Raw genomic sequence first — 14724 nt, 5'->3', positions numbered from 1 at the left:
CAGGCTAGACGAAAGTCAGTTATCGCTCAGCAACTGGGCGGCGGGGTGGTGCCGCCCGGAAGGTATCAGCGGGCCGTAGCCAGCTCTTGTTGGACGCTGGCGACAGTACGTGGCCAAGGTTTACCAGCCTGAACCTTCGCTGGCAAGTTCTTGATTGCCGCAACCGCTGCATCGCGGTTGGCGAAGCTGCCGTAGGTGACCACGTAGAGCGGCTTGCCTTGCAGGTTTTTCTTGAAGTAGCGATAGTCGCCACCCTGCGCCTTGACGAAGGCCTGCGCCGACGCTTCGGAGCTCGTACCAAGGATCTGCACTACATAATTGCCTGGTTTCTGTCCGGAGTACCAGCCGCTGTTACCGCTGCCGCCAGCCGGTTTGGCAGTGGCAACCTGGGTCGGTGCCGGAGCGGGCTTGGCAGGTGCAACCGGCTTGGCCGGCTGGGTTGCTACCGGCTTCTGCGCAGGCGCAACCGGCTGAGCCGGCGGCGCGCTGGTGGTGGCCTGGGCCATGGTGGGTGCGGGGCCTGCAGCCTCACCCTGCGGCGGGGCAATGGTCGTTACCGTTGGCGGATTGCCTGGCTGCAGCGCAGTGCTGTCCGCCGGGCCACCTTCTTCACCATCCCCCATGCCGGCGGCCTGCGCCAGCGGCTCGCGCATCACCGGCTGCGACTGGCCAACCAAGGGCAGTGGCATCGGCTGCGACGAGCCTGAGAATTCGATGGCCGGGTCAGTGGGCTTTGCTTCCCCCAGCGGCAATTGGGCTTGGGCCGCGGGCGCATCCGTAGCCGCCTTGTCGCTTTTCTTGGGCATGAGAACCGCGGCAGCAACGGCCACCACAACGACAGCGGACAGCGCGAGCACGTGTTTCTTAGGCATTTTGAACCCCATGGTTGGTCGCTTCGCCGTACTACGGCTGGCGATCATGGCTTCGATCAAGGTATCGCGGGCGACCTGGTTGATGTTGCCAGGCCAACCGTCGGAGTGTTCATGAATATCGACGATCTGCTCATGGGTGAACACCTCGATGCCCCGGCCTGCACCTTCCAGGCGCTGCTCCAGGTACTCGCGGGTCTCTTCCTCGCTGTAGGGGGCGAGTTCGATGACGTGGAAACGTTCTTCCTCGACATGGATCTCATCCAACCCGGCGATCAGCGACGCTTCGCCGAACAGGAACACGTGCGGGCGCCCCTCCGGGACACCTGCCGCCAGCTCCAGCAACGCTTGGAGTGCCGACTCGTCGAGTTGTTCCGCATCGTCCACCAGTAAATAGACTTCCTGCCCGGTGAGGGCAAGCTGTACCACCTTGGAGAGGATCGCCTGAACTTCCGCCGGGGCCACGTCCAGCGCCTGGGCCACCTGGCCCAGCACGCTGGCGGCGTCGCTGGCGCCGCGCGCCGATACCACTACGCTCTGTACCGACTGCTTGTTGGTACTGGCCACCAAGGCCTGGCGCAACAAGGTTTTACCACTGCCGACCGGGCCTGTAACCACCAGCATCAGCTGGCTGTAACGGGCCAGGTGGTGCAGTTGGCCGAGCACAGGCTTGCGCTGGGCAGGGAAAAACTTGAAGCCGGGCACACGCGGCGCGAACGGATCGTGGCTCAACTGGTAATGGTCGAGAAACGCCTCATCGGCATGCAAACTGGTCATTGCGCTGTCACAACCTCAAAGCTGGGCCACGATCGCGCGGTAATCCGCCGACAGCGTGGCCTGAAGAATCTCTTTCGGATAGTCGTCGGTAACCACGGCTTCGCCCATCTGGCGCAGGAGCACCAGACGCAAACGCCCATCAATCACCTTCTTGTCGACCGCCATATGCTCCATGAAATGCGCCGGGGTCATTTCCTGTGGTGGCACCACCGGCAAACCTGCATCCTGCAGCAGGCGGATTGCGCGATCGCGCTCGGACTGATCGATCCAGCCCAGACGCATCGACATCTCCAGGGCCATCACCGTACCCGCTGCCACGGCTTCGCCGTGCAACCAGACACCGTAGCCCATATGCGTTTCGATGGCATGCCCGAAGGTATGCCCCAAGTTGAGCGTCGCGCGCACACCAGACTCACGTTCATCAGCCCCGACCACCGCTGCCTTGGCTGCACACGAGCGCTGGATCGCTTCGGTCAGCGCCGCTGGCTCGAGGGCGCGCAAAGCCTTGATATTGTCCTCGAGCCAACCAAGGAAGGGCTTGTCGCAGATCAGCCCGTACTTGATCACTTCGGCCAGGCCCGCCGACAGCTCGCGCTCGGGCAGGGTATTGAGAGTGGTGGTGTCGATCAGCACGGCGTTGGGCTGGTAGAACGCACCCACCATGTTCTTGCCTAGCGGATGGTTGATGCCGGTTTTGCCGCCGACAGAGGAGTCCACCTGGGAAAGCAGGGTGGTCGGTACCTGGATGAAATCGACGCCGCGCTGATAGCACGCCGCAGCGAAGCCGGCCATGTCGCCGATAACGCCACCACCGAGGGCCACCACCGTGGTGCGGCGGTCGTGCCGGGCCGTGAGGAGCCCGTCGAAGATCAACTGCAGGGTTTCCCAGTTTTTGTGGGCTTCGCCATCCGGGAGGATCACTGGCAGCACCGAATAGGCACCCAGCGTCTTGCTCAGGCGTTCGAGATACAGGGGCGCGACGGTCTCGTTGGAAACGATGGCAACCTGCCGGCCGGCAATATGCGGCGCCAGCAGTTCTGGCTGGTCAAGCAGGCCTTCGCCAATATAGATCGGGTAGCTGCGCTCGCCCAGGTCGACCTTAAGTGTCTGCATGTATCCCCACAATGTACTTGGGCGCGGCGTCGGCTGAGCGACCCACGCGGTAACGTTGAACCTCGCCTCGGCGCTGGCCGAGAATAGTCCCGGCCTACCGGGGCGGCAACTGCTGCAAGCGCTCGAGAATATCCAGTACGACCATGCGCGGGGGCCGTTCGTCGGTTTCAACCACGATGTCGGCGATCTCACGGTAGAGCGGGTCGCGTGCTTCAAGAAGGCTACGCAAAGTCGCTTCCGGATTGGCAGTACGCAGCAACGGGCGATTGCGATCGCGCGCAGTACGCCCGACCTGCTGTTCCACTGAGGCGTGCAGGTAGATCACCCGGCCACCATGGTGCAGGGCCTGGCGGTTGGCCTCGCGCATCACCGCGCCGCCGCCGGTCGCCACGACCACGCCATCGAGCGCGCAGAGCTCGGCGATCATCGCCTGCTCACGGTCACGGAAGCCCGGCTCGCCTTCTTTGTCGAAGATCCACGGGATGTTGGCGCCTGTTTTCAGTTCGATTTCCTTGTCGGAATCTTTGAACAGCAGGCGCAGCTCTTTGGCCAACAGGCGCCCGATGGTGCTTTTTCCAGCGCCCATGGGCCCTACAAGTATCAAATTTCGCACAGAATCAACGACTCACAGCAATCGCCTGGTCATTCATGATACGCGGAGTCAGGAAGACCAGCAGCTCGGATTTTTTCTCTTGTAATGCATCGCGTCGAAACAGCCGCCCAACATACGGCAGATCGCCGAAAAATGGCACCTTGTCCACCACATTGTTTTGCGTCGTCGAATACACACCGCCAATGACGATGGTTTCCCCGTCAGCTACCCGTACCTTGGCATTGACCTCGTTCTTGCGGATCGGCGGTACATCGTTCAAGGCATTGACGAAATCAGGCTCGTCCTTGGTCACCTTGACCGTCATGATCACCTTGCCGTCCGGCGTGATCTGCGGAGTGACCTCCAACGACAGCGACGCCTCGCGGAATGTAACCGACGTAGCGCCACTCTTCGTGGTCTCCTGGTAAGGGACTTCGGTACCTTTGAGGATGCGGGCAGTTTCGTTGTTAGCGGTGACCACCTTGGGCTGGGAAATGATTTCACCATTACCGGTCTTCTCCATGGCGCTGAGTTCAAGGTCCAACAGCACGCCCCCACGCAACACCCCAAAGCCGATGCTGGAGCCGGCCCGCTCCATGCCAAGATCAACAAACACGTCCTTGCCCAAAGCAGGGGCTTCGCTGTAGAGGCGAGGGCCCCAGCGCACCCCAAGGCTGTTCTCGTAATCGACATTGGCCTCCACGATGCGCGCCTCGATCTCTACCTGTCGTACCGGCACATCCAGTTGCGCAACCAACTGGCGCAACTCGGCAAGCCGGTCCTCAGGCTGGTGCGCAACCAGCGTATTGGTGCGCACATCCACACTCAAACTACCGCGGCCAGTCAGAATGCCGTCATCGGCCAACGTAGCCAGCAGCAACTCGGCAAGTTCCGAGGCCTCGGCGTGGTGTATCGGCAGCAACTCGCGGCGCAACGGCCGCGATTGGGCCTCCAGCTCCAACCCCATGCGCGCTCCCAGGGCCTGTTCGGCCAGCTCAGCCGCTGGCGCCACCAACAGCACATTGCCCTCCTCCCGCCGGCCCAGCCCTTTGCTGCGCAACACCAGTTCCAGAGCCTGATCCCAAGGAACATCCTGCAGACGCAAGGTAATACTGCCCTGCACCGTGTCGCTTGCGACCAGATTGATCCCGGCATAATCGGCAAGCACCTGCAACACAAGGCGCACTTCTACGTCCTGGAAGTTCAGCGAAATCGGTTCACCCCGATAAGGCGTTGCCGCCAGCAACGGCATCGGCAGCAATGCCGCCACCAGCCACTTCATCAACCCGTTCATTGTCCTCCTGGATCTCCCTGTCCACGCCCTTCCTGAGCGTCAGCAATGTAGTACGCTCACGCCAAGTGCCTCCTACGAACAACCGTTCGCACACCTCGACCTGTTGCTCATCTACGCGCACTACCATCCCCTCATCGCGCCCCAGCCGGTCACCGGAACGCACGCGATAGAGCCGCCCTGAAGACAACAGCAGAGCCTCATGCTGCATGCCTCGGGACAAGCTGCCGACCATTTCAAGCTGAGCAAGCGGTATATTGGCGAGCCCTTGCCTGACAGCGCGGCCCGACCAAACTGAAAACGGATCGGCAACAGGGGGCTTAACCTGATCACGGGCAGGCAACCAAGCCAGTGATTCCGGCTCTGCCACCGCCCCATCGGCATGGAAGGCGTCGACACGCAGCCTTAACCTCAACAATCCGGGCCTGCCATGAGCACTGGCCAGATGCATATCACCGGCACGCAGCAGGCGAACCTGCCCAAGCCAATCATCGAGCCACATTCGCAATGCCGCGTAACGCCCCACTACCTGCACATCCAGCGGCGTTCGTCCAAAACCTGCCTGACTCTGCTCCTCCAGTACCTCAAGTTGCTCGAAATGCAGCCCATGCACAGGCCCCGACGCGGCCAACTGATCGAGCAGATCACTGATTTCGCCCCCAGCCGCCAGGCGCCATCGCATATCGTCCAGGCGCCGCTGGGCTTCACTCAGCGCTTGCGGGGAATGCACACGTGCCAACACTTGGGTGGCCTTGGCCTGATGCATGTCGTTCAGGGCCCTTTGGTTTGCCTGCTCTGTCTGCTGCAGTTGCCGCCATTCCGGCCAGCGAACCAGGCACCCAGCCGCAAATACAAGGCACGCCGTGACTATCGGCAGTGCACATCGGAACAAGCGCGAGCGCGCGACGAGCGCCTGCCAGTCCAGACGCAAGAGCAGATTCACGACCAGGACGCCGACATCCGCGCCAGCAGCAAGAACTCTTCTCCTGCAGGCATGCTCTTGATCCGCTTCAGTTCCAGATCGAGCAATATCCCGGAGCGCCCGAGATCCCGCATCAACTGAGCGATCACAGCACTGGAAGCGGCCAGCCCAGCCAAGTGCAACCGCTCACCCTCGACCCTCAGTTCGACAACCTGAACGCCCTCAGGCAATGCCCGCTCCAGATCGGTAAACAGCGTCGTCAGAAGCTCTTGATCAGCGTACAAGGCGTCCAGTACGGTCGTTTGGGCCCTTACTGCCTCGATGGCCTTCTGAATACCGTCTAGCTGCTCCAACTGCGTATTGAGCTCTGTGATGACGGCCTGGCGAGCGAGGTTGGCATTAGCATGATGCTGCGCACGCTGGCGTGCCAGCTGATCCATCAACAACACAACACACAGTGCCAGCACCACACCGCCAAGCAGCATGAACCGCAAGCGGCGAAGCGCCGCCTGGCGCTGCTGCTCGCGCCAGGGCAGAAGATTGATACGCAGCATCAGCGCAAAGCTCCCAGCGCCAGGGCGGCCGCCAGTGCCATATTGTCGTCGTGGCATGTAAGACCAGCCACCTGCGGCAATGGCCGGCAAGGCATACTCAACTGGTCGAACAATTCACCGAGCCGACCTTGCTCAAGCAGCACGCTTCCCGTCAGAAGCAGGTCTTGTACCTGTAGATCATCGACAAACAGTTCACCCAGCCGGCCCAAGGCCACTTCGCGCCGCTGCGGCAACATACCCTGTGACCAGCAATGCAGGGTTGCGCCGCCGGCCTCGAGACGCAGCAGCGCGGAGCCGTCTGCACGCGGTTGTGGCATCATTCGCAACAAGGCGATGCTGTCGACCTCCACGACCTCCAGCTGCAACCCAGCCTCATCGAACAGCGCTTCCAACGGCTGCAGCACGGTCTGCCGGCAGGCCACCACCAGGACATCATGTGCGCCAGCCTGTCCACATGAAGCACCCAAAACCTGGAAGTCCATCACCAGGTCTTCCAGCGGAAACGGAAACAACCTGTCCGCATCAGCCAAAAGTTGCGCCTCCATCTCGGCTACTGGCAGGTCTGCCGGTAGCTGGCACAACTTGCAGATTACCTGCGAGGCAGGCAGGGCCACTGCGACCCGGCGCTGGCGACTGCCACTGCGCCGACAAGCACTACGCAGCGCCGCAACAACGCGATCGGGCACCTGCCACCAATCAGCAGTACCTGCGGGCTCGAATCGCTCAACCTCCCAGGCAAGACGCTCACAGCGCCCTTTTCTACGTCGCAGTTGTACAAGCCGAACCGAATCGGCGGCAATTTCAACCCCCAACAGTGAACCGGCATCCTTGCCAATGCGTCCAAGCATCGCTGCTCCTTTGTGTCAGCCCTGAAACCCGCGCCAGCACCATGGTTTGATGACCAGACGGTGCAGCGGGCCGCCCGGCCGGTCACCCGGCGAGGCGAAAAATGCTTATAATGCCCAGCGTTTTTTTCGTCCGCCGGCTCCGTGCGCAACTCACCCCTCAACCTGGACACCCAAAAGCCTTGATACGCCTGCTGAAGTTCTTCTGGTGGTCTTTCGTCGCAGTCATCTGCGCGCTCGTACTCGGTGTGAGCGGTGCGTTTCTGTATCTTAGCCCCAACCTGCCGTCGGTCGATTCGCTCAGAAGCATCCAGTTGCAGATCCCCCTGAGGGTGTACAGCAGCGATGGCAAGCTGATCGCCGAGTTTGGCGAAATGCGCCGCTCGCCCATCCGCTTCGCGGACATTCCCCCGCAATTCATTCAGGCGCTTCTGTCAGCAGAGGACGACAATTTCCTCAATCACTACGGCGTCGACCCGGGAAGCCTGATGCGCGCCGCGACCCAACTGGTGAAAACCGGTCACATACAGACCGGCGGCAGCACAATCACCATGCAGGTGGCGAAGAACTTCTTCCTCACCAGCGAGCGCAGCTTCTCGCGCAAGACCAACGAGATTCTCCTGGCCCTGCAGATCGAGCGCGAACTGACCAAGGACGAAATCCTCGAGCTGTACGTGAACAAGATCTACCTGGGCAACCGCGCCTACGGCATCGACGCTGCCGCACAGGTTTACTATGGCAAGTCGATCCGTGACGTGAGCCTGGCGCAGATGGCGATGATCGCCGGCCTGCCCAAGGCACCGTCGCGCTTCAACCCTTTGGCCAACCCGGTGCGTGCAAAAGAGCGTCGCGACTGGATCCTGGGCCGCATGTACAAGCTCGGCAAAATTGACGAGGCGAGCTACCAGGCCGCCCTGGCCGAACCGCTCAACGCCAGCTACCACGTATCGGCGCCTGAGGTTAACGCGCCCTACATCGCCGAGATGGCCCGTGCCGAAATGGTTGGCCGCTATGGCAGCGATGCGTATACCGAGGGTTTCCGCGTCACCACCACAGTGCCGAGCGACATGCAGGAAATCGCCAACAAGGCCGTTCACGGTGGCCTGTCCGATTATGATGAGCGCCACGGCTACCGCGGCCCTGAATCGCGCTTCCCGGGCAAAGGCCAGGCTGCCTGGCTGCAGGAATTGAACAAGCAGCGCACCTTGGGCGGGCTGGAACCGGCCATCGTTACCCAGGTTGATAAGAGTGGCCTGAAGGTGCTGACCCGTGGCGGCAAGGAAGAAGACGTCGCCTGGGACACCATGAAGTGGGCGCGCCCGTTCATCAATAGCAATGCGCAGGGCCGGGCGCCACAATCGCCGGCAGACGTAGCCCAGATTGGCGACCTGGTGCGCGTGCAGCGGCTGGACGACGGCAAACTGAAGTTCAGCCAGGTGCCGGCAGCACAGAGTGCACTGATTACTCTGGACCCTTACAACGGCGCCATCCGTGCGCTGGTTGGGGGTTTCTCGTTCGAGCAGAGCAACTACAACCGCGCCATGCAGGCCAAGCGCCAGCCAGGGTCAAGCTTCAAGCCGTTCATCTATAGCGCAGCACTGGACAGTGGCTATACCGCCGCCAGCCTGGTCAACGACGCTCCGATCGTGTTCGTCGACGAGTACCTGGACAAGGAATGGCGACCCAAGAATGACACCAACACCTTCCTCGGCCCGATTCGAATGCGCGAAGCGCTGTACAAGTCGCGCAACCTGGTATCGATCCGCCTGCTGCAGGCCATGGGCGTAGGGCGTACCATCGACTACATCACCAAGTTCGGCTTCAACAAACAGGACCTGCCGCCCAACCTGTCGCTGGCATTGGGCACCGCGACCCTGACGCCAATGGAAATCGCCACCGGCTGGAGCACCTTCGCCAACGGTGGTTACAAGATCAACCCGTACCTGATCGAGCGCATCGAGAGCCGCAACGGCGAGACGCTGTTCACCGCCAACCCTGCGCGCGTGCCGCAGGGCGCCGAAGACGATGCGGGCCTGGCGGCACCAGAACAGCCGATCAGCACGGCGTCGCTGCCAGGTGAGGCGCCGTCCGTTCCTGGCCTGCCCGCACCCGCCACACAGGTACCGGTAACCGCCGAGCAGATCATTGATGGCCGTACCACCTACATCCTCACCAGCATGCTGCAAGACGTGATCAAACGCGGGACCGGGCGCCGCGCCCTGGCCCTGGGTCGTACGGACCTGGCGGGCAAGACCGGCACCACCAACGAGTCCAAGGATGCCTGGTTCTCCGGCTACAACGCCGATTACGTCACTACCGTCTGGGTCGGTTTCGACCAGCCGGAAACCTTGGGTCGCCGCGAATACGGCGGGACGGCTGCCCTGCCGATCTGGATGAGCTTCATGGGCGCGGCCCTGAAGGACAAGCCCAACCACCCGCCTGCAGAACCGGAAGGCATCCTCAGCCTGCGGGTCGACCCGGTCAGCGGTCGTGCGGCCTCTCCAAGCACGCCTAACGCCTACTTCGAACTGTTCAAGGCTGAAGATTCGCCACCGTCGGTGGATGAACTGGGCAACGGTGCAGCGCCGGGCAGCCCGCTGCCGGCCGATGAAGCGGCGCCCATGGATCTGTTCTGAGCTGCAAGCTGCAAGAGGTTCCTATACTGGCTGTCCCACCGCGCCAGTCAGTACTAGCACGATCCGGCTTGTAGCTTGTAGCTCGCAGCTTGAACAAAAAAAAACCGGCTCATATGAGCCGGTTCTTTTTTGCGCCCTGCTTCAGCCGTTGAACACTTCGTCAACGCTGTTGAGCGGGTAGTGCTTCGGATATGGCAGGGTAGCCACGCCGGATTCGATGGCAGCCTTGGCTACGGCATCGGAAACCACGGTGATCAGACGTGCGTCCAGCGGCTTCGGAATGATGTACTCGCGACCGAATTCCAGGCCTTCAACGCCATAGGCTTCGCAAACTTCCTTAGGCACCGGCAGCTTGGCCAGGTCCTTCAGGGCGATGGCGGCGGCGATCTTCATTTCTTCGTTGATACGCTTGGCGCGTACGTCCAGGGCACCACGGAAGATGAACGGGAAGCCCAGCACGTTGTTGACCTGGTTCGGGTAGTCGGAACGACCGGTAGCCATGATCACGTCGTTGCGGGTGGCATGAGCCAGCTCTGGCGAGATCTCCGGGTCCGGGTTCGAGCAGGCGAACACGATCGGGTTGGCAGCCATCGATTTCAGGCCTTCCGCGCTCAGCAGGTTCGGGCCGGACAGGCCAACGAACACATCGGCACCGTCCAGCGCATCAGCCAGGGTGCGTTTGTCGGTAGCGTGAGCGAACTGGGCCTTGTACTGGTTCAGGTCGTCACGGCCAGCGTGGATCACGCCGCTGCGGTCGATCATGAAGATGTTTTCGACCTTGGCACCCATGCTGACCAGCAGCTTCATGCAGGAGATGGCGGCAGCGCCGGCACCCAGGCAGACGATCTTGGCGTCTTCGAGCTTTTTGCCTGCGATTTCCAGGGCGTTGATCATACCGGCTGCGGTAACGATTGCGGTGCCGTGCTGGTCATCGTGGAACACTGGAATGTCGCACTGCTCGATCAGGGTGCGCTCGATTTCGAAGCACTCTGGCGCCTTGATGTCTTCGAGGTTGATGCCACCGAAGGTGATCGAGATGCGGCGAACGGTGTCAATGAAAGCTTGCGGGCTTTCCGACTCGACTTCGATATCGAATACGTCGATACCGGCGAAACGCTTGAACAGAACACCCTTGCCTTCCATGACCGGCTTGGAAGCCAGTGGGCCAAGGTCACCCAGACCGAGGATGGCGGTGCCATCGGAAATAACTGCAACAAGGTTGCCCTTGCCAGTGTATTTGTAGGCCAGCTCAGGATCACGGCCGATTTCACGCACCGGTTCTGCAACGCCTGGGCTGTAGGCCAGGGCGAGATCGCGGGCGGTGGCGGTGGGCTTGGAGAGCTCGACGCTCAGTTTCCCCGGACGAGGTTGAGCGTGGTATTCGAGAGCGGCGGTTTTCAGGTCTGACATGGTGGGCATTCCGCTATTTACTGTTCTGACGGACCGCCGAGGATACGCAAAGAGCCGGGGAGCCACAAGACTGGTCGGTCACTTGTGTCAAGGCCTTTAGCCTACGACTTTACGCTATAACACACGGGGGCATTCAAGCGACAGTGTGTACAATCTAGTAGCGAAATGTCTACATCTTTTCAGCTTGAAATGCGCTCCAGCATGCTCGGATCGGTGATTGGCAACACCCAGCGTCGCTGCCCCGGCTTGAGCCCACCCTTGCGGGAACGATCCAGCACCCAACCACGCGCCTCGACCTGGCGTCCCTTGAGGTTATCGAAGAAGCCTTTGGGGAAGTTGCGTTGCAGACGAGCGGGAACCTGAAGCACCACGCCAGTTTCCAGTTCCAGCCAGATGCCGCCACGATTGCGTGCAATATTCCGGATGGTGCCGCCGATCACTGCAAAGCCCGACTCGCGGACCTGGCTTGCGCGAAGTACCGGTGAACTGCGCCAAAGGCCAGCGCCTGCCTTGCGCGCCGATTGCTCGGCCACTTGCTGGCACGCCACCAAACGCACATTGGGCGCAACCGCGACGCGATAACCAAGCCCTTCGCCAAACAATCGCGCTTCAAGATTGTCGCCAGTGCGGGCGTAAACATGTGCCAGCGTCCGGCCGTACTTGTCCTTGGGCTCGACGCCGAGCACCAAGCCGACACGGCCGTCGCTGGCTTTGACCAAGGCTTGCAAACGCCGCTTGGCGGCCTCGGCAAACGGTTCGCTGGTGCGCCCCTTGCGCCCTATCTCCGGGGCGTTGATGCCAATCATGCGCACGCTGCGACCATCGGTAAGGCGCAGGGTATCGCCATCGACCACCTGACGCACTGCCACGATCTGCGGCCTGTCCGGCAATGGGCAAAACGCCAGGGCCGGCACTTGCCAAAGCGCGCCCACAAAAAAGGCGCCCACAAGGGGCGCCTTTTTCAGCAACAACGCGAAGCCCGAAGGATTCGCCATGCGCATGATTACTTCTTGGTACCGAACATACCGAAGCGATCGGCGAAGCGCTGAACGCGACCACCGGTGTCCAGCACTTTCTGCTTACCGGTGTAGAACGGGTGGCACAGGTTGCAAACGTCGATCGCCAGGGTGCTGCCCAGGGTCGAACGGGTTTCGAATTTGTTGCCGCAGCTGCAGGTCACAGCAACTGCTTCGTAGTTCGGATGAATATCAGCTTTCATGGTCACTTCCTCGAGCTGCGTGCCGCCACCCAACACCAATTGTTGAATACCGCACGTAATTAGGCGGGGAATAATACCAGAGAGCTGCGTCGACGCAAGTTGTCGCTTGCACCGACTGTCGTCTGCTAGGCTCGCCAGTCTTTGAAATGCCCTGCGAGACCTTACGCGTGTCCGACGTCATCCTGCGCCTTGCCCTGCCCTCCCCCCTGCGTCGCCTGTTCGACTACCGGGCGCCGGCGAGCATGGCGCGCCAGGCACTCACTCCCGGGATGCGCATCCGAGTGCCGTTCGGCCGCCGCGAGATGATCGGCGTGCTGGTAGAGGTCTGCGACCACAGCGAAGTCCCTGCCGACAAGCTGAAACCGGCCAGCGCCCTGCTCGACCCCGTTTCACCGGTGCCGGCGCCGCTGTTCAAGCTATGCCTGTGGACGGCCCAGTACTACCAGCACAGCCTCGGCGACACCCTGAGCTGGGCCTTGCCCACCTTGCTGCGCCAGGGCGAGCCGGCCGAGATGCGCCAGGAACGCTTCTGGCACGTGGCCCCCGGCGCCCGCCTTGAAGACCCCCGCATCGCACGCGCACCGCGCCAGCGCGACGCCCTGAAAACCTTGGCCCAACACCCGCATGGCGTTGCCCACAGCCTTTTGAGCAAACTGAACCTGAACAAGGACAGCCTCGATCTGCTGCTCGCCAAGGACCTGGTTCAGCAGGAAGTACGCCGCCACCTGCCGGCGCAACGGCATGAACACTGGCTGGCCCAACCGGAACTGCCGCTCAACGACGAGCAGCGCGAAGCATTCGAGGCTGTGCGCGATGGCTTTGGCGGTTTCAATGCGTTCCTCCTGGCCGGCGTTACCGGCAGCGGCAAGACCGAGGTCTACCTGCAACTGATCCGCGAAACCCTGGAGGCTGGAAAGCAGGCGCTGGTGCTGATCCCGGAAATCAACCTCGGCCCGCAAACCCTGGCGCGTTTCGAACAGCGTTTCAACGCACGCATCGCCTTGGTGCATTCGGCCGTCAATGACCGCGAACGCCTCGACGCCTGGCTGGCAGCGCGAGATGGCGAGGCCGATATCATCATCGGCACGCGTTCGGCGCTGTTCACCCCAATGAAGAACCCGGGCCTGATCATCATCGACGAGGAACATGACGGTTCCTATAAGCAGCAGGAAGGCCTGCGCTACCACGCCCGCGACCTTGCGATGGTGCGCGCTCACCAGGAAAACATCCCGATTCTGCTCGGCTCGGCCACCCCTTCGCTGGAAACCCTGCACAATGCCCTGACCGGCCGCTACCGCCTGCTACGCATGAACCAACGCGCAGGGGGCGCGCGCCCGCCACGCATGTTACGCCTGGACGTGAAAAGCCTGCCGCTGGACAGTGGCATCAGCGGTCCCCTGCAACAGGCCATCCGCCAGACACTGGAAGCAGGCCAGCAGGTGCTGGTTTTCCTCAACCGCCGCGGTTTCGCCCCGACGCTGCTATGCCACGACTGCGGCTGGCTCAGCGAATGCCCGCGCTGCGATGCCCGCATGACCGTGCACCAGCGCGCCGGCGTGCTGCGCTGCCACCATTGCGGGTACGACGAACGCCTGCCGCACCAGTGCCCTAAGTGCAACCATGTCGACTTGCGCCCGGTAGGTGCAGGTACCGAGCGCGCCGAGGAACGTCTGAAGGTATTGTTCCCCGATTACCCAATCCTGCGGGTCGACCGCGACAGCACGGCCCGCAAGGACGCCATGAACAATTTGTTCAGCACCATTCAGCGCGGCCAGCCGAGCATCCTGGTCGGGACGCAGATGCTGGCTAAGGGGCACCACTTTCCGCGGGTTACCTTGGTCGCGATTCTCGATGCCGATGGGGGGCTGTTCTCCGGCGACTTTCGCGCCACCGAGCGCATGGCACAACTCATCGTGCAGGTGGCCGGGCGCGCCGGGCGTGCCGAGGAGCCCGGCAAAGTGGTCATCCAGACGCACCTGGCCGACCACCCCCTACTGGTACAGTTGACCGAGCAAGGCTACTTCGCCTTTGCCGAACAGGCCCTGGACGAGCGCCGCGCCGCCGGCCTGCCACCGTATTCCCACCTTGCCCTGCTGCGCGCCGAAGCGCACAAGCCAGGGCAGGCCGAAGGTTTTCTCGACGAAGCCTGCAACGCAGCGCAGCGCCTGGTTGCGGAGCAACGCTTGCCCGGCATTGAACTGTTGGGCCCGGTGCCTGCTCCGATGGAGCGCAAGGCCGGGCGCTTCCGTGCGCAATTGCTGATACAGGCCGAAACCCGGGCACCGCTGCATCGACTGATCAGTGCCTGGTTGCTAGTGTTGGAGCAGCTTCCAGGCGGGCGACAAGTACGCTGGTCGCTGGATGTCGACCCGGTCGACCTTTATTGAGCTGCAAGCAAGAGCAAGAGCAGGCCGGGCGATGGCGCTTTTTCTTGCAGCTTGCAGCTTGCAGCTCAAAGGTTGGCAACCCGGCCCCAGCAACGGATAATACCCAGTT

Annotated in this window: 11 protein-coding genes and 1 pseudogene; 2 read left to right on the top strand and 10 right to left on the bottom strand. The window is 62.0% G+C overall.

The window, feature by feature from the left end:
* Window positions 1-65: 65 nt before the first annotated feature.
* From ACW4TB_RS00860 to pilM, 7 genes are all read right to left on the bottom strand, one after another.
* On the bottom strand, window positions 66-1646 hold the full coding sequence (locus ACW4TB_RS00860) for an SPOR domain-containing protein (RefSeq protein WP_012312332.1): 1581 nt from the start codon (window positions 1644-1646) through the stop codon (window positions 66-68).
* Window positions 1647-1661: 15 nt separating this feature from the next.
* Window positions 1662-2759 (bottom strand): 3-dehydroquinate synthase, encoded by a 1098-nt coding sequence (gene aroB, locus ACW4TB_RS00855; protein ID WP_279929260.1) that lies wholly within the window; start codon window positions 2757-2759, stop codon window positions 1662-1664.
* A 94-nt stretch (window positions 2760-2853) separates the two neighbouring features.
* On the bottom strand, window positions 2854-3372 hold the full coding sequence (aroK, locus tag ACW4TB_RS00850) for a shikimate kinase AroK (protein WP_039602073.1): 519 nt from the start codon (window positions 3370-3372) through the stop codon (window positions 2854-2856).
* Window positions 3373-3376: 4 nt separating this feature from the next.
* Window positions 3377-4645 carry a type IV pilus secretin PilQ gene (locus ACW4TB_RS00845; protein WP_279929263.1) on the bottom strand — a complete coding sequence of 423 codons (1269 nt, stop codon included), beginning with the start codon at window positions 4643-4645 and terminating at the stop codon, window positions 3377-3379.
* Window positions 4569-5585: a pilus assembly protein PilP gene (locus ACW4TB_RS00840; protein WP_279929265.1), complete on the bottom strand. Its 1017-nt coding sequence runs from the start codon at window positions 5583-5585 to the stop codon at window positions 4569-4571. The genes ACW4TB_RS00845 and ACW4TB_RS00840 overlap by 77 nt, the downstream gene beginning before the upstream one ends.
* The gene (locus tag ACW4TB_RS00835; protein ID WP_279929266.1) at window positions 5582-6118 is read right to left on the bottom strand and encodes a PilN domain-containing protein; all 537 of its coding nucleotides are present in this window, start codon (window positions 6116-6118) and stop codon (window positions 5582-5584) included. Before ACW4TB_RS00835 ends, ACW4TB_RS00840 begins: the two co-directional genes overlap by 4 nt.
* Window positions 6118-6966 (bottom strand): type IV pilus biogenesis protein PilM, encoded by an 849-nt coding sequence (gene pilM, locus ACW4TB_RS00830; RefSeq protein WP_279929267.1) that lies wholly within the window; start codon window positions 6964-6966, stop codon window positions 6118-6120. Before pilM ends, ACW4TB_RS00835 begins: the two co-directional genes overlap by 1 nt.
* A 179-nt stretch (window positions 6967-7145) precedes the next feature.
* Here pilM and ACW4TB_RS00825 point away from each other — a divergent pair, with 179 nt between their 5' ends.
* Window positions 7146-9599: a penicillin-binding protein 1A gene (locus tag ACW4TB_RS00825; protein ID WP_279929268.1), complete on the top strand. Its 2454-nt coding sequence runs from the start codon at window positions 7146-7148 to the stop codon at window positions 9597-9599.
* A gap of 192 nt (window positions 9600-9791) precedes the next feature.
* On the opposite strand, the pseudogene ACW4TB_RS00820 reads toward ACW4TB_RS00825, so the two are convergent.
* From ACW4TB_RS00820 to rpmE, 3 genes and pseudogenes are all read right to left on the bottom strand, one after another.
* Window positions 9792-11009: pseudogene (locus ACW4TB_RS00820) on the bottom strand (malic enzyme-like NAD(P)-binding protein); the annotation flags it as partial.
* Window positions 11010-11188: 179 nt separating this feature from the next.
* On the bottom strand, window positions 11189-12010 hold the full coding sequence (locus tag ACW4TB_RS00815) for a thermonuclease family protein (RefSeq protein WP_455828200.1): 822 nt from the start codon (window positions 12008-12010) through the stop codon (window positions 11189-11191).
* 2 nt (window positions 12011-12012) lie between these two features.
* The gene (gene rpmE, locus ACW4TB_RS00810; protein WP_012312321.1) at window positions 12013-12228 is read right to left on the bottom strand and encodes a 50S ribosomal protein L31; all 216 of its coding nucleotides are present in this window, start codon (window positions 12226-12228) and stop codon (window positions 12013-12015) included.
* Window positions 12229-12395: 167 nt separating this feature from the next.
* Here rpmE and ACW4TB_RS00805 point away from each other — a divergent pair, with 167 nt between their 5' ends.
* Window positions 12396-14615: a primosomal protein N' gene (locus ACW4TB_RS00805; RefSeq protein ID WP_042111864.1), complete on the top strand. Its 2220-nt coding sequence runs from the start codon at window positions 12396-12398 to the stop codon at window positions 14613-14615.
* Window positions 14616-14724 lie beyond the last annotated feature (109 nt).

The organism is Lelliottia jeotgali (assembly GCF_977070485.1).
The sequence above is the reverse complement of the archived record's forward strand: the minus strand, read 5'-3'. Positions and strand labels throughout refer to the sequence as shown.